Annotated in this window: 15 protein-coding genes and 2 pseudogenes; 9 read left to right on the top strand and 8 right to left on the bottom strand. The window is 38.4% G+C overall.

What is annotated here, in order from left to right; genetic code table 11:
- Positions 1-36 precede the first annotated feature (36 nt).
- The 3 genes from atpG to BTO08_RS15470 are packed head-to-tail and all read left to right on the top strand — an operon-like array spanning position 37 to position 2,776.
- Positions 37-909, top strand: coding sequence for a F0F1 ATP synthase subunit gamma (atpG, locus tag BTO08_RS15480; RefSeq protein WP_105061587.1), 873 nt, complete (start codon positions 37-39; stop codon positions 907-909).
- Positions 910-930: 21 nt separating this feature from the next.
- The gene (atpD, locus tag BTO08_RS15475) at positions 931-2,316 is read left to right on the top strand and encodes a F0F1 ATP synthase subunit beta (protein ID WP_105061586.1); all 1,386 of its coding nucleotides are present in this window, start codon (positions 931-933) and stop codon (positions 2,314-2,316) included.
- 16 nt (positions 2,317-2,332) lie between these two features.
- On the top strand, positions 2,333-2,776 hold the full coding sequence (locus BTO08_RS15470) for a F0F1 ATP synthase subunit epsilon (protein ID WP_005366515.1): 444 nt from the start codon (positions 2,333-2,335) through the stop codon (positions 2,774-2,776).
- 230 nt (positions 2,777-3,006) lie between these two features.
- Here the strand turns inward: BTO08_RS15470 and BTO08_RS15465 are convergent, their stop codons facing one another.
- The 5 genes from BTO08_RS15465 to trpS all read right to left on the bottom strand — a co-directional run bounded on the left by BTO08_RS15465 (position 3,007) and on the right by trpS (position 8,000).
- Positions 3,007-3,621: a DUF2799 domain-containing protein gene (locus tag BTO08_RS15465; protein WP_198038486.1), complete on the bottom strand. Its 615-nt coding sequence runs from the start codon at positions 3,619-3,621 to the stop codon at positions 3,007-3,009.
- A 313-nt stretch (positions 3,622-3,934) separates the two neighbouring features.
- Positions 3,935-4,507: a DUF2913 family protein gene (locus tag BTO08_RS15455; protein ID WP_105061583.1), complete on the bottom strand. Its 573-nt coding sequence runs from the start codon at positions 4,505-4,507 to the stop codon at positions 3,935-3,937.
- A gap of 280 nt (positions 4,508-4,787) precedes the next feature.
- On the bottom strand, positions 4,788-5,132 hold the full coding sequence (locus BTO08_RS15450; protein ID WP_105061582.1) for a hypothetical protein: 345 nt from the start codon (positions 5,130-5,132) through the stop codon (positions 4,788-4,790).
- Between the two features lie 92 nt (positions 5,133-5,224).
- Positions 5,225-6,943 (bottom strand): VRR-NUC domain-containing protein, encoded by a 1,719-nt coding sequence (locus BTO08_RS15445; RefSeq protein ID WP_242446280.1) that lies wholly within the window; start codon positions 6,941-6,943, stop codon positions 5,225-5,227.
- 40 nt (positions 6,944-6,983) lie between these two features.
- On the bottom strand, positions 6,984-8,000 hold the full coding sequence (trpS, locus tag BTO08_RS15440; RefSeq protein WP_105061580.1) for a tryptophan--tRNA ligase: 1,017 nt from the start codon (positions 7,998-8,000) through the stop codon (positions 6,984-6,986).
- 975 nt (positions 8,001-8,975) lie between these two features.
- On the opposite strand from trpS, the gene BTO08_RS15435 reads away from it, so the two are divergent.
- Positions 8,976-10,505, top strand: a complete 1,530-nt coding sequence (locus tag BTO08_RS15435; RefSeq protein ID WP_105061579.1) for an alanine/glycine:cation symporter family protein — start codon at positions 8,976-8,978, stop codon at positions 10,503-10,505.
- Between the two features lie 58 nt (positions 10,506-10,563).
- Here BTO08_RS15435 and BTO08_RS15430 read toward each other — a convergent pair whose 3' ends face one another.
- Positions 10,564-11,121 (bottom strand): type II secretion system protein, encoded by a 558-nt coding sequence (locus BTO08_RS15430; protein ID WP_045083127.1) that lies wholly within the window; start codon positions 11,119-11,121, stop codon positions 10,564-10,566.
- A 386-nt stretch (positions 11,122-11,507) separates the two neighbouring features.
- On the opposite strand from BTO08_RS15430, the gene dbpA reads away from it, so the two are divergent.
- On the top strand, positions 11,508-12,893 hold the full coding sequence (gene dbpA / locus BTO08_RS15425; RefSeq protein WP_045083126.1) for an ATP-dependent RNA helicase DbpA: 1,386 nt from the start codon (positions 11,508-11,510) through the stop codon (positions 12,891-12,893).
- 98 nt (positions 12,894-12,991) lie between these two features.
- Here dbpA and BTO08_RS15420 read toward each other — a convergent pair whose 3' ends face one another.
- Positions 12,992-13,210 carry a hypothetical protein gene (locus BTO08_RS15420; RefSeq protein ID WP_005366500.1) on the bottom strand — a complete coding sequence of 73 codons (219 nt, stop codon included), beginning with the start codon at positions 13,208-13,210 and terminating at the stop codon, positions 12,992-12,994.
- A gap of 348 nt (positions 13,211-13,558) precedes the next feature.
- Here BTO08_RS15420 and BTO08_RS15415 point away from each other — a divergent pair, with 348 nt between their 5' ends.
- The 3 genes from BTO08_RS15415 (at position 13,559) to BTO08_RS15405 (ending at position 18,952) form a co-directional block, all read left to right on the top strand.
- Positions 13,559-15,385, top strand: coding sequence for a cation:proton antiporter (locus tag BTO08_RS15415; protein WP_105061578.1), 1,827 nt, complete (start codon positions 13,559-13,561; stop codon positions 15,383-15,385).
- Between the two features lie 198 nt (positions 15,386-15,583).
- Positions 15,584-16,993, top strand: a complete 1,410-nt coding sequence (locus BTO08_RS15410; protein WP_105061577.1) for a phosphoethanolamine transferase — start codon at positions 15,584-15,586, stop codon at positions 16,991-16,993.
- A gap of 453 nt (positions 16,994-17,446) precedes the next feature.
- Positions 17,447-18,952 (top strand): phosphoethanolamine transferase, encoded by a 1,506-nt coding sequence (locus tag BTO08_RS15405; RefSeq protein WP_242446279.1) that lies wholly within the window; start codon positions 17,447-17,449, stop codon positions 18,950-18,952.
- Between the two features lie 94 nt (positions 18,953-19,046).
- Here BTO08_RS15405 and BTO08_RS15400 read toward each other — a convergent pair.
- Positions 19,047-19,217 (bottom strand): annotated as a pseudogene (locus BTO08_RS15400) (LysO family transporter); the annotation flags it as partial.
- A 138-nt stretch (positions 19,218-19,355) separates the two neighbouring features.
- Between BTO08_RS15400 and BTO08_RS15395 the strand changes: the two are divergent.
- Positions 19,356-20,786: pseudogene (locus BTO08_RS15395) on the top strand (amino acid permease).
- Positions 20,787-20,818: the final 32 nt, after the last annotated feature.

The raw sequence follows: 20,818 nt of genomic DNA, 5'->3' as shown, positions 1-20,818 counted from the left end.
AGTACGATGCAGTATGAATGTAGATAGGAGCTAACCATGTCAAATGCAAAAGAGATCCGCACTAAGATCGCCAGCGTGCAAAATACGCAAAAGATCACTAGTGCTATGCAGATGGTTGCCGCAAGTAAGATGCGCAAAGTTCAACAGAACATGGAAGCGACCCGACCTTACGCAGAGAACATGCGTAAAGTGATCGGACACGTGACTTCTGGTTCGTTGGAGTACAAGCATCCCTATCTTGAAGAGCGTGAAGTAAAACGTGTCGCTTACATCATTATTTCCTCAGACCGAGGATTATGTGGTGGCTTGAACATTAACTTGTTTAAGAAAGCACTGGCAGATATGCGTCAGTGGAAAGATCAAGGGGTGGAGGTTGATACCACCTTGATCGGTTCAAAAGCGATTTCGTTTTTCCATCGTTTCGGCAACGTGATTGCACAAACATCCGGTATTGGTGATGAACCAAAACTTGAAGATATTTTAGGCCCAGTTAACGCCATGTTGGAGTTTTTCGACGAGGGTAAGATTGACCGCTTGTTCCTGGTTTACAACGAGTTTGTAAATACCATGGTGCAAAAGCCGAAGGTGGCACAATTGCTACCTAACCCTCAGCTTGAAGAAGAAGAGTTAGCGGATGCTAATGAATCAAGCCGCTGGGACTATATCTACGAGCCAGATCCAAAACCAATTCTCAACGAGCTGATGCTTCGCTATATCGAATCACAGGTCTACCAAGGCACCGTTGAGAGTATCGCTTGTGAACAAGCAGCGCGAATGGTTGCGATGAAAGCGGCAACCGATAATGCGGGCGAGCTGATTAATGATTTACAGCTTGTTTATAACAAAGCCCGTCAAGCAGCTATTACCCAAGAGCTAAGTGAAATCGTAGCTGGGGCACAAGCCGTTTAAATAGAATTTTGAGGACATCAAATGAGTACTGGTAAGATTGTCAAAGTCATCGGCGCTGTCGTTGACGTGGAATTTGACCAAGATAGCGTACCACGTGTATATGATGCGCTTACCCTTAGTGATAGTGAGCATGCTGAATTAGTATTAGAAGTACAGCAGCAAATTGGTAGCGGTGTTGTTCGCTGTATCGCAATGGGTTCATCAGACGGCCTTCGTCGTGGCCTAGATGTGGTGAATACCAAAGCACCGATCACTGTCCCTGTGGGTGAAGAAACCCTTGGTCGTATCATGAACGTGTTAGGCTCACCGATTGATGAATGTGGTGAAATTGGCGAAAAAACCAAATATGCCATTCACCGTGAAGCACCGTCTTATGAAGAACAATCTAACAGCTCTGAACTGTTAGAAACGGGTGTGAAAGTTATCGACCTTATCTGCCCATTTGCTAAGGGTGGTAAAATCGGTCTGTTCGGTGGTGCGGGTGTAGGTAAGACCGTTAACATGATGGAGCTTATCAACAACATCGCGAAAGCACACTCAGGCTTATCAGTATTTACTGGTGTCGGTGAGCGTACTCGTGAAGGTAACGATTTCTACTACGAAATGAAAGAAGCTGGGGTACTTGATAAAGTAGCCATGGTTTACGGTCAGATGAACGAGCCACCTGGCAACCGTCTTCGTGTAGCGCTAACTGGTTTAACTATCGCAGAAAGCTTCCGTGATGAAGGCCGTGACGTACTCCTGTTTATCGATAACATCTACCGTTATACATTGGCAGGTACAGAAGTATCAGCACTGCTTGGTCGTATGCCATCAGCAGTAGGCTACCAGCCAACATTGGCGGAAGAGATGGGTGTACTACAAGAGCGTATTACCTCAACGAAGACAGGTTCTATCACTTCAATTCAGGCGGTATACGTACCAGCCGATGACTTGACTGACCCATCGCCAGCAACGACGTTTGCTCACCTTGATGCGACAGTTGTACTGTCTCGTAACATTGCAGCGCTTGGTTTATATCCTGCGATTGACCCACTAGATTCAACTTCTCGTCAGTTAGATCCGTTGGTTGTTGGTCAAGATCACTACGATGTTGCGCGTGGCGTACAAACCGTACTTCAACGTTATAAAGAGCTTAAAGATATCATTGCTATCCTAGGTATGGATGAATTATCTGAAGAAGATAAGCAAACTGTATCTCGTGCTCGTAAGATTGAACGTTTCTTAACTCAGCCTTACCACGTAGCAGAAGTGTTTACCGGTCAACCTGGTGTCTTTGTATCACTTAAAGAGACTATCGCAGGCTTTAAAGGCTTACTAAGCGGTGAATACGATGACGTACCAGAACAAGCATTCTTGTACTGTGGCGCTATCGAAGAAGTGCTTGAAAAAGCTAAAAATCTTTAAGGCGTAAGGAGGCATCATGGCTATTGGCGTAACCGAAAACACGTTCCAACTCAACATTGTGAGTGCAGAAGGTCCATTGTTTTCTGGCCCAGCTCATGCGCTGGCAATTTCTGGCTCTGATGGGGAATTGGGTATACGCCCTGGTCACTCTCCTTTATTGAGCCGACTAAAACCTGGTGTGGCGAGTTTTGTCACTGATCTAAAGGATCCTGAAGAAATCCTTTATATCTCAGGCGGGATTGTTGAAGTTCAACCCTCTGTAGTAACTGTACTTGCCGATACGGCAATGCATGGGAAGGACATTGATAAGGCTCGCGCTGATGAAGCTCGACGCGCCGCAGAAGAAAATATCAACAAGCATGCTGATGATATTAACTTCGCTATGGCGGAAATGGATCTGGCGAAAGCAATGGCACAATTACGTGCGGTTGAATTAACCCAGAAACAAATGCGCCGCTAACCTTGATGGAATAAATACAGTGACCGTTTGTTGGACTAAATCACCATAGAAAGATAAGCGGATATTGTTTTATACCATCAAGGAGGCATTCCTTTTGCATAACCATCATGGTGTGAAAGGAAAGTAATAGATAGAATGGATGTTATTTATTGCTGATGGTATCTCCAGTAAACCCATCACAATTTAAAGCCCTTACTTTGTACCGAGAGTAAGGGCTTTTTCATGCCGTTTTAATAGTATTTATTCATTTGTGCTCTTACTTTTTCAAGTTCTTGTTTTAACTTGTTAAGTTCATGCTGCTTTCTTCTAAGATCGTTGGGTCTATTATTGATTTCATCAATCTCATCAAGCTTTTCACGGCGCTCACGTGGTGTGAGTTGGTCGTAAATTAAACTGTTTTTTAAATCGTTTAATTTCTCTTTTTGATTATCAATTTCATGTTGCTCATAGCTCAATTCTCGTTCTGCACGAGAAACATTTTCTTGCGCTGTATAAAGTTGCTGACCATGGTTATAGCCTTTTATAAAGGCTTGGGCGGTATTTTGTGGACAGACACCTTGGTAAGACTTGCCATGAGATCCAACATAAAAGCCATGGCTTTCAGTACAGTACGTTGTTAGCCCTTTATTATAGCCAAGTTGGTATTGCTTAAAATCAGCACGCACATTGTATTCTGAACATGCGGAACTACGTTCGTTAAATTGGGTAGAAGAGGCACCTTGAGAGCCATCCATGTAACCAAGTGCTTGCCAGTTAGCTGTTTGGCACTCTTGCTGATTCATGACAGAACATGCGCTCAATGTTGAGCACAGTAGGAGTGTTGTTGTTAAATTCTTTATCATCATAGCTAACTTGTTACAAAAATATAAAGGTGGATACTCTAAAGGTATTACTGTTAAAAATAAAGGTACAATGTTTTATATTTTATTTTGTCGCAATGAGGTGCTTTTTATCACTTTGATATTTATAAGATTTTTGATATTCACAGGAAGGGGGAAATGTTATTGCAGTATCAATGAGATAAAGCCTTTACACTTTTTTGGGGAGAGTAAAGGCCTATTGCTTTTTCGGTATATTGTAAAAAGAAGATAACAATATGAGCTTCAAGGTTTTGCTAGATAACACTATTGCAAATTTTTAGTCAGTAGATCTTAGTGATTAAAGACGAAATAGCTCAATACGTAAATGGTTTTCATCTTCATAAGCAATGACAGATTGGAAGCCTGTGCTCTTATCAACAATTGAAGAAAATTGATCTTTCAACTTTTCGTCGCCAATAAAGAGTATTTGTGTTGCTTTGGTCATTAAACCATCTTCATCAAAGCTTGATGTTAGATCTTCATCGACAACACAGACCAAAACTTTGCCATAACGCGCATTAAGATCGATCGCGTGTGCCAGTGAATACTGTGCTTTAGTATCCAGCTCTGTTTCGATCTCTTGAATAAGGGCAATAAACTGGTAGAGATCGGTTGAGCTCATTTGTTGCAAACGTTCGCGTTCTTGATTTAATGTTGCTTCGAAATCGGTATTTAGCTTTCTACCCATTTGTAGCCAGCTTTTCGTCGTTTTCTTTACTAGTCGATACTGATGAGATTTAACGATTGGTTTTAGATATTGAACCAATATATTATTTTTTTCTGCAAGGCTTAGTCGTTTATCTAGTTTTTTGAATTCTAGGTGTAGTAAAGCGTGAGTACTAACGTCTAATAATAGTTCTGATTGGTTCATTCGAGTACCGAGTTGAAACAGGTATTAACAATAATATCATACTATTACTGAGGTAATAGTAGAGTCACATAGTGGGCTATTTTTCAATGACGCTATACTAGCATGTTTGTTATAAGCGTGTCATAAACAAACAGTTACTGATAAAAAGTTTATATTTATAGGCGTCACGTTGGGCTTACAGAGGATAAATGACGTGAGTAAATAGTGTAATGCTAAGGTTTTTAATCTAGCAATAATGCCTATTATCGTTATTGAGTAATAGGCACTTACAATAAAATGATTAATGCGCGAACGTCGTTTTTTCCACGGGATTGAATGCGGTTAAATCCCCCGTCGGATTCAATAAGTGCGGTAGGATTTTGGGTAGATTTAGCTCGATATCTTTATCTGTAACAGAATTAATTTTTTTGTTATACCAGCCAAGTAAGCCTAATACGGCATAACCGATAGCGTCGTCATTATCACGGTGTTCAAGAATGATTTGAAGAAAGCGCAGTATAGCTTTATCTGCTGTTTTTGCCTGCTCTAATGTTTCGTTATACACCGCAGTTGCTTCTGCGACTAGGCCCTCGTACTCAGTATCAATTGCGACCTTAAATGAGCCGCCATCCACAGTAATTTTCATTGTAAACATACCTGTTAGTGCTAATCGCAGCATGGTAACGAATTTTCGGCAGGCTTTTATTACGCTAACGCAAAAAACGTCTATTTATTCGCTTAGTCTTCGCTAGGAGTTGAAAATGTAATATAAGCCACTTGTGCGGGAATTCCATGTTGGTCAAAAAAAGCGAGCCAACGCAACTGGTGGTCTTGTAATTTATCACCGGGTCCTTTGACTTCTACCCACTGATAACCTGTGTCATTAAACATGATCAGATCTGGCATTCCTGAGCGGTGGTGGCGTAAGTCTTTTAGTAATCGACGAAACATCATCGCTAATTGAGTTGGTGGTATATGGCTTAGCGCTAATGTAAGTGCTTGCTGACTAAAGTTCTCCCAATGTACCCAGTAGTTAGAGATCCCTTGTTTTGTCTCAAAGTGTGTTTGCCAACCATCAAAGTGGCCTTGTTCAATCGCTTGTAGGCGTTCATTAATTAAGTCTTTTCGCTTGAGGTAAAAGTCTGAACTGAACATATCCAGTGGCGCTAATTGGTAAGGGTTAATAAAACTGCCTTTGATAGGGGCAAAGATAATATCCCACATTGCTAATCCAAAAAGGCTGTTGAGAAATTGGTTCTCAAGATAGAACACCGTCCAACCTTGGGACTCAAAATAGCGAGCAGCACAGCGTTCAACCCTTTGGCGTTCAGGATTAGCAAGTTGCAGTTGTATAGCTTTTGGAGCAAACGTTTTTGGGGCAGTAAAAATTTGATTCACTGACTTTGCGAGCTTTTTCTCTAACCTAAGACTTACGCCGTATTCATCTTCATTTTTCGGATCATACTGAATATTTTTCACTACATCATAGGCTGCTTGGTATTGTTGCTGTGCCATGAGTATTCGTGCTTGTCGTTCACGGCTTGGCGTACGTTCAGTTTGACGAAAGAGAGCAAGTGCTATGTCATATTGATAGTTACGCTCTAAATCTCGTGCAATATGATTGATAAGTTTTTGGCGTTTATTCTCCAGTGGCAACCATGAAGCAGCTTTTGGCAATAATGGTACAACGGAAGAAATAGTATCGTAGTCTTTCGTTTCATGGGCACGCCAATATAAGTCAGACAATTGGGTTAAGGCCAGCCATTGGTTTACTTGTTCTGTGGTGTGGAACAATTGCGTGCTGGTATCAATCTGGTAATTTTCAAATTTATTTAGCCCTAAATCACTTAATACAAATTGGCTAAGATCTTGATGGCTATTACCAAAAAACAGTAATAGAAACTTTGCGAGCAGTGTTTGTTGTTGAATCATAACAAGTGGCTCGCTAATGACACTAAGCAAGTATTCACTATCATCATAGCTCTCTAACTTTAATAGTATTTCAGCTTTCTTATCTGTTTTATCAATAAGAGTTGGGAATAAACGCTGTAGCTCTGGTTTGGTATAGAGTGAGAAAATATCACTGATGCTGATAACTTGTTGCTGGTGAAGAGCGGTGATTTCTTGGCTAATAAACTGAGCATGAATAAGCGCATCTTTAGCTAAGTTGATATTTGTAATTTCTTCATAATTGAGTTTGTTAAAACGAAACAAGATCCCTTTACGTGATAGTAAGCGGATCAGTAACATTTGCGCATCGGCTGAAAGCTGTTGGAAAGATTGCAACCAGTGCTTTTCATCAGTAGTTAATAATGAAGCATGATACTGCTCTACGGTTTTAAGCAAAGCTTTAAAGTTGTGAAGGTAGTAATCTTGTTCGAGTTCGATGGCTGCCATATAACTGCACTGTGTGATTGGACGGCTATGTTTATCTGAAAATCGAGTCAGTATAAACATAGCTGCCTTTATACCCAAGTTACTTAGATATCCGAAACCATTAGAAAAGGTTAAGCCCAAATGCGCCTTTCACATCATGTAATACTAGCTGAGTTTCCTGATTGGCTTTTTCGGTGCCTTTTTTCAATACTTCAACTAAATACGCTTTATCATTTAAGTATTCTTCACGGCGTTGACGAATAGGCGTGATTAAGTCTTGTAAGCACGACTCTAAAACTTTCTTTGTTGTACCATCCCCTAAACCACCACGTTGGTAATGCTCTTTTAGTTCAGTGACATAGTTTTGATCAGGATGAAAAGCATCAAGATAGGTGAAGACAACATTACCTTCAATGTTACCCGGATCTTCAACGCGAAGATGGTTAGGATCGGTGTACATTGATTTCACCGCTTGGCTTATTTGTTTACTGTCTGCGCCTAACGTAATCGCATTTCCCATTGATTTAGACATTTTGTTTTTACCGTCAGTACTTGGTAGGCGTGCCACATTACTCAGTAGTGCTTGGCATTCCACTAAGATCTCTTTTCCGGCTATATGGTTAATTTTTCTTACGATTTCATTGGTTTGTTCTAGCATGGGTAATTGATCATCACCCACAGGGATCAAATTAGCCTTAAATGCCGTAATATCAGCCGCTTGAGAAATGGGATAAGTTAAAAATCCGGCAGGAATTGAGCGGCCAAATGCTTTAGATTGAATTTCATTTTTAACGGTTGGGTTACGTTCAAGACGAGAAATCGATACCAAGTTTGAATAGTACATGGTCAGCTCAGCCAATGCGGGTAGTGATGACTGCAAACAAATCGTGGTTAAGTTGGGATCGATACCGACTGCGAGGTAATCGGCTACCACGTTTAAAATATTAGAAGCAACTTTCTGTGGGTTATGCCCATTATCAGTAAGCCCCTGCATATCTGCGACAAGAATGGTTTGTTGGTACTGATGTTGTAGTTGAATACGTTGTTGCAGGGAACCCACATAGTGACCAAGGTGAAGTGGACCTGTTGCGCGATCGCCAGTAAGAATAACGTTAGTGCTTTGTGCTGATGTTGTCATAGTATTCTCCAGAAAATAATTGTTGCTACCGGAGAGGACTAAACAAGATCGTAACTGTTCATGGCAAACCTTCCGGCAGCGTATGAACATAAAAAATAAGGTGTGTTAGTTCAGCGCCGCTCTAGTAAGAGCGCCACCAACAAAATGAGGAGTGAGGTGTACTTAATCGTAATTTCATAGAGGAACAATATTCCCTTAATATTTTTATATCAAGCATTTTATGCTTTGTTTTGTTTACTAAAATTGAAAACTAACCACTGATTTTTTGAACATACGATAATTACTAAAAGGTATAAAATGCAGCATATTAAGATTGCGAAGAGGTCTAAATTATGTCATTTAAGTCTACTTATTTCTTTTTTTTAATTTTTGCATCCGTACTTTGGATCGGTATTCCGCTACTTGCTGTTTCAGTTTAATAAGTTGATTTTTGTTTTATTTTAGGCTGATCATTCTATTTTTAAAGGAGATTAGCCGTTAATATGAAGAATATTATTTCATGGTAAAAACTCGCTCCAGCAAGGCTATCTAGGTTATTTTATTGTTTTTCTATTCGCTAATATTGATTTTTTATTCTTTATTTTATGCTGTTACTCTTTTCTTTATCCGATATTCATCTCATTTATACAGATAAAAATACTAATCTGTGTAAGATATTCCCCATAATTCGCGCTTTTTTTTGTAAGAGATATGCGATTTATATAATTCTTATTCTCATCTGCTTGTTGAATTCCCATTCTTAAAATAGCGTCATTGCCTGCCTTTTTGTTTTTATCCTATTGTTTTTAATTGGTTTCTATATTTACAGTCCTTTGTTGATAAGTAAGTTGATTGTTGTTTTTGTGATATGAAACGCTTGTTTCATACTTTTATGATAGGGGCTTTATTCAAATTTAGGATGTTGCTATGTTAAAAGTGTAAACACAATGTAAAAACTATAAATATGAATGTTGAACATTCAAACAAGGATGTTGTATGAATAAAATTTTAATGACAGCTGCCATGCTTGGCGCATCAGGTAGCACCTTTGCTAGCTCTCTCGATGAGAAGATTAATGAAGTTGTTGCCCCTATTGTTAACCCTTTTGTTGGAATGATTTTCTCCTCTATTCCTCTTCCTTTTACTGATGTTCAAGCGCCGTGGATTGTACTTTGGCTTGTAATAGCTGCTGTATTTTTTACCGCTTACATGGGTTTTATTAATATTCGTGGTTTTAAACATGCCGTTAAAATTGTTAAAGGGGACTATGCCGATCCTAAAGACAGTGGTGATGTCACGCCATTTCAGGCTTTATCGACAGCGCTTTCTGGTACTGTTGGTCTAGGTAATATCGCAGGTGTTGCTGTTGCTGTGACAATTGGTGGCGCAGGTGCAACGTTTTGGATGATCCTTGCTGGCTTACTGGGCATGTCGACTAAATTTGTTGAGTGTTCACTTGCAGTTAAATACCGTACTTATAATCCAGATGGCACTGTCTCTGGTGGTCCTATGTACTACCTAAGCCAAGGTTTAGAAAAACGTGGTAATGCAGCATTAGGTCGTACGCTTGCGGTTCTCTTTTCAATCTTTGCGATTGGTGGCGCGTTAGGCGGCGGTAACATGTTCCAAGCCAACCAAGCGTATAAGCAAGTTGTTGGTGTAACGGGTGGCGACTTATCTTTCTTTGCTGATAAAGGTTGGTTGTTTGGTTTGCTCCTAGCGCTATTGGTGGCTTTCGTTATCATTGGTGGTATTAAGTCGATTGCAAAAGTAACAGCGAAAGTTGTTCCATTCATGGCGATTACTTATGTTGGTGCAGCGTTAGTTATCCTCGTGATGAACTACAATCTGATTGATGATGCATTTGCTCAAATTATTAATGGTGCATTTACTGGTGAAGGTATTACTGGTGGTGTGATTGGTGTGCTAATCCAAGGCTTTAAACGTGCGGCGTTCTCGAATGAAGCGGGTGTGGGTTCGGCGGCGATTGCTCACTCAGCAGTAAAAACCCAAGAGCCAATTTCAGAAGGTTATGTATCACTGTTAGAACCGTTTATCGATACGGTTGTGATTTGTACCATGACTGCACTGGTTATCATTATTACGGGTCAATTAGGTTCAGGCCTTGCAGGTGTAGAACTAACTTCAGCAGCATTTGGTAGCTCAATCTCTTGGTTCCCATTGGTACTTGCTGTCGCGGTTGTTCTATTTGCCTTCTCTACCATGATTTCTTGGTCTTACTACGGTCTAAAAGCGTGGACTTACCTATTCGGTGAGAGCAAAAAAGCAGAGATGGCGTTTAAACTGATGTTCTGTACTTTCGTTGTTATCGGTGCATCAATGAACTTGGGTCCTGTTATCGACTTCTCTGATGCAATGATCTTCTCAATGGCACTGGTCAACATTGTTGGTCTATACATCATGGCACCAGAAGTAAAACGTGATTTGAAAGATTACCTACTACGTTTGAAAAACGGTGAAATTAAAGAACAAGGTAAAGATGCAGCGAAACTTGCTAAGCAATAAGGTATAGCTATTAAATAGAAAAATGCCGAGCAATATGCTCGGCATTTTTATGTTTGGACTATTTGCAAGGAGTAAACGTTAGCTTATAACCTGATGCTGTTGATGATGCAGGAGTATAGGTTAGGTAACAGTTATCACGATTCATTTTATAACCGATGAAGTGACCTTCATCATTCTTTGCTTGTTCAGCAAATTGTTTAAAGGTGATTCTGTTTTCTCCTGCATGATTGGTAATACGCCAGTCAGTATTAAAATTATCAATTAAGTTCTTTAATGTCCCGCTATCATTTAGTGGATAGCCATAAGCAAATACACAGTCATGACCAGGTTTACTCGAACAGCCGGGAATTTTTAGATCTGCTGCATAAACCCCCGCACCGTCATAGCTACCTTTGTTTCGTGTTGCAACATAAGGCTCATTTTCTAGTCCTGCAACGGCTAGTTTAGAATATGTTGTTCCAAATACGGATTTTAATGAGCCTTCAAGCCCTCTTAATGAAGCATCTCTGGCATCATTTTGTAGGTTCATAAACTTAGGAGCAGCTACCACTGCTAAAATACCAAGGATAACAATAACAACGACAAGTTCTATTAAAGTAAAACCATTCTTTTTCATCGGGGATAACTCATACATCATTCAATTGAGTGGTGTTTTTTGTGGATTGTATTCTTAATGAGTATTTTGACAATATATTTATTGATTATAAGGGTTTTATTTTGATTTGTTATTCATTTTAAGCGCTATTTGTTGAATTCTAGCGAATACGTATTGCTTAACGTTTTAAAAGATAACGTTGATATGACGAAAGTTTGATTTTGGTCGGTCAATGAAAAGAGATATTAGCGCGTTGCTAGTTAAACAAATGGGTTGATCCTGTTGAAGTAGATTGTCAGCATGCCCATTAGCTGTTAGTGTCGCACCCCTTACGCATGCTTGCTAAATCAACATGCTGATATTCTAAAAACACGCTATGGTGTGTTAGTTGTATACAGGAAATAATTTTGAGCCAGACTGCTTTTTCTACGTTAAACCTTAATCCTGATTTGCTCAGTAACTTAACGTCATTAGGTTACGACGCAATGACGCCGATCCAAGCGCAAAGCCTACCTTTAATTCTTGAGGGAAAAGATGTTATTGCTCAAGGTAAAACAGGTTCAGGTAAAACAGCAGCATTTGGCTTGGGATTACTACAGAATCTAAAAGTAAAACGCTTTCGTGTGCAGACGCTAGTCTTATGCCCAACGCGTGAGCTTGCTGATCAAGTCGCAAAAGAAATTCGTCGCTTAGCTCGTGCTATTCACAATATTAAAGTTTTAACATTATGTGGCGGCACACCTTTTGGGCCACAGATTGGTTCATTAGAGCATGGTGCACATATTATTGTGGGCACGCCGGGTCGTGTAGAAGAACACGTTCGTAAAGGCTTTCTATGTTTAGATGAACTAAATACGTTAGTGCTTGATGAAGCTGACCGAATGTTAGAGATGGGTTTTCAAGACTCATTAGATGCAATCACTGATGTTGCGCCAAGCGATCGTCAAACATTGCTGTTCAGTGCAACATATCCAACTCAAATTGCTTCTATTGCAAAACGTATTATGCGTAACCCTGTTGAAGTAAAAGTTGAATCTAACCACGATAATAGCAGTATCTCTCAGCACTTTTATAAAGTAGAGAGTAATGATGACCGTTTACGCGCTGTACGTTTGTTACTTAGCCAGCACCGTCCTGAATCATGTGTGATTTTTTGTAATACCAAGCGTGAAGCACAAGAGATTTCTGATGATCTTGAAGATTACGGCTTTAGCTCAATTGCATTACACGGTGATTTAGAGCAGCGTGAACGTGATCGTACTTTAGTTTTGTTTGCTAATAAGAGCCGTTCAATTCTAGTGGCAACCGATGTGGCTGCACGTGGCCTTGATATTGATAATCTTGATGCGGTGATTAACTATCACTTAGCACGTGATACTGAAGTGCATGTTCACCGTATTGGTCGTACAGGCCGTGCAGGTAGTAAAGGTATTGCTTGTTCCTTATTTAGCGATAAAGAGCATTATAAAGTCGCATTACTTGAAGATTACCTTGATCGCCCAATCTCAGGTGAAGCGTTACCGGCCGAGCACCTATTAGATCAACCAACGTTCCGCCCTGAAATGGTAACGTTAATGATTGATGGCGGTAAAAAACAGAAAGTGCGTCCGGGTGATATTTTAGGCGCATTGACGGGTGAAAATGGTATCGCTGGTAGTGATGTGGGTAAAATTAATGTCTTTGACTTCTGTGCTTATGTAGCAGTGAAGCGTGAAGTTGCACGTGCTGCATTGAAGAAGTTAGAAAACGGTCGAATTAAAGGTCGTAACTTCCGCTCTCGTCAATTACGCTAAGTACTCATTCAATCGAATAAAAAGTCAAAAGAAAAGCCGATAGTAATATCGGCTTTTTTGCTATTAAAGAGTTATAAATCACGATATATCAAAGTGGTTTATAAGAAATAGTGTTGGTATTGAGAGTAAATTAACTCACTAAGATAGTAAGTCAGTTGGAATGAGTGTTCATCAATACACAAGGTACAGTCTCGCTCATCCTCATCAATTGAGTTGAGAGCTATCGCAATTGTTTTCCATAATTGTAATTCGCGATTTAGTGGTATATCAGCGATGAGTTTTTCATCACTATTGAGATTTATTGTTAAAATAGCCATAAAGAATAGTTTAATAGTAAAAGTGAAGCGAGAATATGCATATGTATTCTTCTTAACAATAATAAATGATTATTTATGGTATCAGTGTCCCATTTTTAATCCCTTTCTTGTATGTGTTGTGAATTATTATTACTTTTTATTAGCATAATTATTAAGTTGTATGCTGGTTTTCTCTAAATATGAGCAACAAAATTATAAGGTTGAACTCAAAAACTATTTATTAGTCAGATAGTGGTAAGTAATGGCTTTTAATTATATTGGGCAGATAAGAATATAGGGAGCTATATTCGTTATATTTTAAAATCACATAAATAATGTGATGTGTATTAAGCTATAGAGTATGACCTCATGCATGAAGAAATGATTGGCCTAACTATCGCAGGACTGGGTGTTTTAGGCCTTAGCTGTCAATGGTTAGCATGGCGAATGAAATTGCCTGCGATTTTATTATTATTGATGGCTGGATTAATAATAGGCCCTGTGACTGGGGTATTTAATCCCAATATTTTATTTGGAGATTTACTGTTTCCATTAATTTCATTATCAGTTGCTGTGATTCTATTTGAAGGTAGTTTGACCTTAAATTTTGATGAAATTAAAAATGTAAGACGTAATGTAAAATCCATTGTTACTGTTGGGGCGATCATTACCTGGATGATCACCAGTGTCGCTACCTATTACTTATTAGATTTTAGTTGGCCATTAGCGTTGTTATTTGGCTCTATGACAGTCGTAACTGGTCCGACAGTGATTGTGCCGCTATTACGTACCGTTAGGCCACAAGCCAAACTTGCCAATATTTTACGTTGGGAAGGGATTTTAATTGATCCCATTGGTGCAATTTTCGTTGTTATTGTTTATGAATTTATTGTTTCTAGTAGCACTATCCATAGCGTTGAAGTCTTTGGTCTTATGGTGCTGGTGGGCTTGGTGCTCGGTGGGGTAGCAGGTTGGCTATTAGCACATGTGTTACGCCGTCATTTATTACCAGAATATCTCCAACCTTTTGCTGTTTTAGCATTAGTACTTGGGGTCTTTGCAGGCGCTAATGCATTAGAGCCAGAAGCAGGATTGTTGGCTGTTACAGTGATGGGTATGTGGTTGGCGAATGCGAAAGACGTCAATATTCAGCATATTTTGCATTTTAAGGAAAACTTAACAATCTTACTGATTTCTGGTTTGTTCTTGATCCTAGCATCGCGTATTCAAATGTCTGACTTCCATGCATTAGGTTGGGGAGCCATCTCTGTATTTGTGGTGATTCAACTCGTGTCACGCCCAGTATCGATTTTCGTTTCAACTATGTTTAGTCAGTTAGCTTTTAAAGAAAAACTGTTTTTAGCGTGGGTAGCGCCGAGAGGTATTGTTGCGGCAGCTATTTCAGCATTGTTTGCATTAAAGCTTTCAAACGACGGGGTGGCAGGTGCTGAACTATTAGTGCCATTAACCTTTATGGTGATTATCGGCACTGTGGTCTTGCAAAGTTTAACTGCGCGACCAATGGCTAAATTACTGGGAGTTGCGGAGCCCTCACCTAAAGGCTTTATTATTGTTGGTGCGAATGATGTTGCACGTACGATTGCGTTAGCATTAAAAAAATATGATTGCCGTGTCGTGGTGACAGATTCTAACTGGGACTATATTCGTACTGCACGTATGGCAGGGCTTGAAACCTATTACGGTAATGCCGTATCGAGCCATGCGGATGAGTATTTAGATGTGATTGGTATTGGGCACTTATTAGCGTTAACACCTGATAAGCATTTTAATGCGGTAGCAGCAATGCACTTTGAAAGTGATTTTGGTAGCCGTAATGTGTTCCGTTTGAATGGGCGTCGCCATAATAGCGGTTTAGAGAAGCACTCAGCATCTCAAGCGCATAACGGTGCAACTTTATTTGGTGAAGATATTAGCTATAAGAAATTAGCGAGTTTGATTAACCAAGGTGGTGAGATTAAACATACTAAGTTGAGTGATAACTTTACGTTAGAAGATTATTACGCGAAGTATAAAGCAAGCCAACTTATTCCAATGTTTGCGATTGATCCTAAAGGCTACATTTACACATATACAATTAACGATGAATTTGTTGTGAAGGCGGGTTGGACGATAGTTTCTTTAATTAAAGAATTAAAAGTCTCGGAAGAAGTAAAAGATATAAAAACAGAGGCTTAGCTCTTCTAGCTATCATCATAATAACCAAGGCACGTTAAACGTGCCTTTTTCTTTTTTTTATATGTTAATATCTGCCACTTCGTTTTTAGAATATCGTGGCTTACCGTGAAACAAAAAATAAGAATGCTTATAAAAAATAAGCATTTTCTCTTTGATCTTATAATATCATTTTTTCTTGTTGTATTATCGACCACTGCAATGGGATCAAACCACCATAATTATTTGTTAACATTATTGGTTTATTGTGTTGGCGTTATGATCCTTGCTGGATATAAGCGAGTTAAATACTACTTGTTATTGCCACTATTTATTATCAGTTGGCTTTATTTACCAGTAGGTATGATTTATGGTTCACCTAATATTGGCTCTGTTGCATCATTATTAGATACGAATAAGCAAGAAGCATTAGAATTTATTTCTAACATTCCATCGGATATTATTCCGTGGTCTGTCAGTTTATTTATTTTAATTCTTGTTTTTGCATTTAAGAAAACATCTTATCAACTTAAACATGATATTCCGTTAATTATTGGTCTAGTATTTCTCTATTTTTCACCTTATAACCATCTTTTTGTACGCGGCTATCAATCTGTTACTGATTACTTTGTACAAGAAAAGGCACTTGAGGATGCTTTCTCGCATAAAGTGAATTTGGATATTCAGCAGGTAGCGCCGAAATATAAAAACTATATTGTTGTTATCGGTGAAAGTATGCGTCGTGACTATATGTCATTATATGGCTATCAAACGAAGACAACACCGTACTTAGATACTGCCAGTGGTTTGTTTTTAAATGGTTATATTTCAACAGCACCAAATACTACTACTTCATTACCTCGTACGCTTTCCTTGAGCCAAGGACTAACGTTTAAACCTAATATTAACTTTATTAATCTTGCCAATAGCGCAGGGTTCAAAACATATTGGTTATCTAATCAAGGGAAAATTGGACGCTATGATACGCCCATTTCAAAATTTGCAATTTTAAGTAATGAAATGCATTTTTTAAAAAATGGCAGTTTTAATGGCTCAATAAATTATCAAGATTCCGACTTGTTACCTTTATTTAAACAGGCTTTATTGGAACCAACAAAACAGCATAAGCTGATTGTTGTTCACTTAATGGGATCGCACGCAAAATTCTGTCGCCGAATAAAGCATGATGACTATCATTTAAAAGATAAACAACTATCTTGTTATTTATCAACATATCGTGAATTTGATGAGCTAATGAAAAGTATGGTAGGAATATTAAAAAGTAGCCAACAATCATATTCATTAATGTATTTTTCTGATCATGGTTTAAGTGATAAAAATAGTAAAGGAAAAGATGTATATTTAGTACACGGAGCTGATCATAAATCAAATTATGAAGTGCCATTCTTTATTCTATCAAGTGATAGTAAGCAACATGAGATGTTGAAAAAGCAAGTTAGTGCGTATCACTTTTTATCATTGTTTTCTGATTGGACCGGGATCACTTCGAAAAAGGTGGCACCTCTATCCATCGATCAAATTAACGATAAAAATATTAAAGTATTTAACTATACCAAGATGGTTGATTATAGCGATTTAGCGCCTGATCCTGCGGTGAAAATATCACAATAGTCTAGTGCGATAAATGATAAAAATAGCAGAGTAAAATTAATCTTTCGAGTTGAAAGAATATAAGTAAATATAAATTGGGTGAGTTACTTTATTTATCAAAAGTTTAGTGATTCACTCTTTTATATATAAAAAACCATAAAGGAAAAATATTCTAAAGCTTAATCAATCGTTCAGTAACTTCGTAGTTAGACAAACAACTCATAAGATTATGATGCGTAGTATAGAGCAAGCCCACATTATTCTAATGTTTATTATTGATTCTAAAAGCAAAATTTATGCATATACGATTAATGATGAATTTTAATGAAGGCGGATTGGCGACAGTTTATTCAATCCAATAAATAAAACAACCAGAATAGACATATGGCTCTATAGTAATTGCATATTATCGTGTCTTTTTTTTAATTATTGATATGTTAGCATCGTCGGCCTAATTTTAGAAAATCATGTTATATGTTGAAGAAGAAATTAAAAATTACATTTAAAAATAAGCGCTTAACTATTGATCTTGTGATTTATTTTTTACTTGTTATAGTGTCTACCGCAGCAATGGGACGTCATCACAATAACTATATATTAAGTGTTGCCGTATACTTTTTTGCTGTTTATACCATTTCTGGTTACAGATATTTTAAGAGTTTTGTGTTATTGCCATTATTCATAATTACCTGGATTTATTTACCTATCGGTATGGTTTATGGTTCACCTAACATTGGAATGATTGCTTCATTATTTGATACTACTAAGGAAGAAACTCTGGAGTTTCTTTCAAATATACCGTCGGATATTTATCCTTTTTCAGTAGCTTTATTTTTTCTGATTGGTATTTTTGCATGTAGAAAGACATCATATCAATTTAAAAGTCATGTTCCATTAGTTATAGGATTGATATGTTTATGCCTTTCACCTTATAAAAATCTACTTTACGGCGGTTATGATTCAGTTACTGATTACTTTGTGCAAGAAAAAGCACTTGAAGATGCTTTCTCGCATAAAGTGAATTTGGAAGTTCAGCATGTTAAGCCTAAATATCAAAATTATATTGTTGTAATAGGTGAGAGTATGCGTCGTGATTACATGTCGTTATATGGTTATCCGACGAAGACTACACCATATTTAGATACCGCCAATGGATTGTTTTTAAACGGTTATATTTCAACTGCGCCGAATACGATAACATCATTATCACGAACACTTTCATTAAGCAAAGGCTTAACGTATGAGCCAAGTATAAATTTTATCAATTTGGCTAATAGTGCAGGGTTTAAATCATACTGGATTTCGAATCAAGGCAAAATGGGAGTGTGGGATACGCCAATTACAAAATTTGCAATTTTAAGTGATGAAGAGCATTTTTTAAAAAATGGTGCATATGATGGCTCTATTAATTACCAAGATTCAAAGTTGTTACCTTTATTCAATCAGGCTTTAGCGGAATCTACACAGCAACATAAATTGATTGTTGTACACCTAATGGGATCGCACCCTGAATTTTGCCAACGAATAAAACATGATGTCTATGGTTTGGAAGATAAACAGCTTTCATGTTATTTATCGTCGTATCGTGAATTCGATCAATTGATGAAAAAGATGGTTGAATCATTAAAGATGACTAAACAATCATATTCATTAATGTACTTTTCCGATCATGGTTTAAGTAACGAACATCAAAAAGACCAATTTGTTTATATGACACATGGTTCATATCATAAATCTAACTATGAGGTGCCATTCTTTATGCTTTCGAGTGATAGTCATCAACATCAGTTAGTAAAGAAGCCTGTTAGTGCTTATCACTTCTTATCGCTATTTTCAGATTGGACAGGAATCACTTCTGAAAAGGTAGCGCCTTTGTCTATCGAGCAAATTAACGATAAAAATATCAAAGTATTTAACTTTACCAATATGGTTAACTTTAGTGATTTAGCTCCTGATCCTGCGGTAAAAATATCACGCTAGTCTAGTGAGATAAGTGATAACAAAAAAGGCAGAGTATTTATTGTGCTCTGCCTTTTTTATTGAATTTATGTCATTGAAATACTGAGTAGAACGCTTATAGCGAGACAAAAAACAAGATCAGCACAGGGACTAATAAACTTAAAATAAAGCCACTAACAATGGCGACAGGTACACAACGAATGCCCCCTGAGCTTTGAATAACGGGTAGGGTGAAGTCCATTGCTGTCGCGCCAGCATAACCTATTGCAGTGTTAGGGTAGCGTTTCCACTTTACGGTTTAACAACTAAAGTGAGGAATTATAATGAAAAATAAATCTAATAAATCAAGATCTTACTCTGTATCCTACACCACAAGTAAGCGCTGTGGTTGCCATTATTTACGTGCTTTATAGCGGAGATTCTTATGTCTGACTCCAAACGTAATACCATAGGTAAATTCGGCTTATTGTCGATGACCTTTGCTGCGGTCTATAGCTTTAATAACGTCATCAATAACAATATTGAAATCGGTTCATCTTCATCACCCATGTTCTTTATTGCGACTTTGCTCTATTTTGTGCCTTTCTGTTTGATCATCGCCGAATTTGTCTCTCTTAATAAAAACTCTGAAGCTGGAGTTTATGCGTGGGTGAAAAGTTCACTGGGGGGACGCTGGGCATTTATGGCTGCGTACACATACTGGTTTGTAAATTTATTCTTTTTTACCTCTTTATTACCACGTGTTATTGCCTAGGCTTCTTATGCTTTCTTAGGTTATGAGTATATATTCACCCCCACAACAACGACGATTTTAAGTATTGGCCTGTTTGCATTTGCCACTTACGTTTTGACGAACGGCGCGAAGATGTTAGGTCCAATTACATCGGTTACATCATCGTTCATGTTGTTCTTAACCTTATCTTACATGTGTCTTACATGTGTCTTGCTGGTGCTGCTGTAATGGGCGGTATTCAACCTGCCGATCCAATCACGGTAGAAGCATTAACACCACAAATTAACTGGGCATTCTTTGGTGAACAGCTTGGATCTTTATGGCTGCAGGCGGTGCAGAATCAGTGTCGGTGTATGTTAATGACGTCAAAGGCGGTCATAAGTCGTTCGTGAAAGTGATTATCTTCGCAGGTCTCTTTATTGGTGTGCTTTACTCAGTATCATCAATTTTGATCAACGTGTTCGTTGAGCGAGAAGCATTGAAGTTTACTGGTGGTTCAGTACAAGTATTTGAAGGCATGGCAACCTACTTTGGCTTACCTGAAATGTGGGTTAACCGTTTTGTTGGTGCCGTATCATTTACTGCCATGTTCGGTTCATTACTGATGTGGACAGCAACACCCGTGAAAATCTTTTTCTCTGAAATTCCAAAAGGTATTTTCGGTGAGAAAACCGTCGAGCTGAATGAAAACGTGCTGCATGGGCGCAGTTCTTCATCGTCATTCCACTCCTTATCGTGCCTATGCTGGGTTCTGATACCGTACAAGATCTGATGAGTACCGTGATCAACATGACTGCAGCTGCTTCAATGTTACCACCACTGTTTATCATGCTAGCTTACCTAAACCTACGTTTGAAATTAGATCACCTTGAGCGTGACTTTAAGTTTGGCTCACGTATGACAGGCATTGCGATGGTGTCAGTGCTCATTGCTATTTTCACTGTGGGCTTCTTAGCGTCAACTTTCCCAACCGGTGCAGATACTATGACGATTATCTTCTACAACGTGGGGGGGATTGTAATTTTCCTTGGCTACGCATGGTGGAAATACAGTAAGTATGAAAAATCATTAACGTCGGATGAGCGTCAATTAGAAGCGAAAGCGGCAGTACAACAAGCGTAAAATAACCAACAATAATAAGCTTTAAATACAGC

Origin of the sequence: Photobacterium angustum (assembly GCF_002954615.1) — a bacterium.
In the GTDB taxonomy this organism is placed as follows: domain Bacteria; phylum Pseudomonadota; class Gammaproteobacteria; order Enterobacterales; family Vibrionaceae; genus Photobacterium; species Photobacterium angustum_A.
Note: the sequence above shows the minus strand (reverse complement) of the source record. Positions and strands in the feature narration are given on the sequence as shown.

Coding starts and splice junctions, on each gene's coding strand:
- atpG (WP_105061587.1), top strand. CDS start 37: ATGTCAAATGCAAAAGAGATCCGCACTAAGATCGCCAGCGTGCAAAAT.
- atpD (WP_105061586.1), top strand. CDS start 931: ATGAGTACTGGTAAGATTGTCAAAGTCATCGGCGCTGTCGTTGACGTG.
- BTO08_RS15470 (WP_005366515.1), top strand. CDS start 2,333: ATGGCTATTGGCGTAACCGAAAACACGTTCCAACTCAACATTGTGAGT.
- BTO08_RS15465 (WP_198038486.1), bottom strand. CDS start 3,621: ATGATGATAAAGAATTTAACAACAACACTCCTACTGTGCTCAACATTG.
- BTO08_RS15455 (WP_105061583.1), bottom strand. CDS start 4,507: ATGAACCAATCAGAACTATTATTAGACGTTAGTACTCACGCTTTACTA.
- BTO08_RS15450 (WP_105061582.1), bottom strand. CDS start 5,132: ATGAAAATTACTGTGGATGGCGGCTCATTTAAGGTCGCAATTGATACT.
- BTO08_RS15445 (WP_242446280.1), bottom strand. CDS start 6,943: ATGTTTATACTGACTCGATTTTCAGATAAACATAGCCGTCCAATCACA.
- trpS (WP_105061580.1), bottom strand. CDS start 8,000: ATGACAACATCAGCACAAAGCACTAACGTTATTCTTACTGGCGATCGC.
- BTO08_RS15435 (WP_105061579.1), top strand. CDS start 8,976: ATGAATAAAATTTTAATGACAGCTGCCATGCTTGGCGCATCAGGTAGC.
- BTO08_RS15430 (WP_045083127.1), bottom strand. CDS start 11,121: ATGAAAAAGAATGGTTTTACTTTAATAGAACTTGTCGTTGTTATTGTT.
- BTO08_RS15420 (WP_005366500.1), bottom strand. CDS start 13,210: ATGGCTATTTTAACAATAAATCTCAATAGTGATGAAAAACTCATCGCT.
- BTO08_RS15415 (WP_105061578.1), top strand. CDS start 13,559: ATGCATGAAGAAATGATTGGCCTAACTATCGCAGGACTGGGTGTTTTA.
- BTO08_RS15410 (WP_105061577.1), top strand. CDS start 15,584: ATGGGATCAAACCACCATAATTATTTGTTAACATTATTGGTTTATTGT.
- BTO08_RS15405 (WP_242446279.1), top strand. CDS start 17,447: ATGTTGAAGAAGAAATTAAAAATTACATTTAAAAATAAGCGCTTAACT.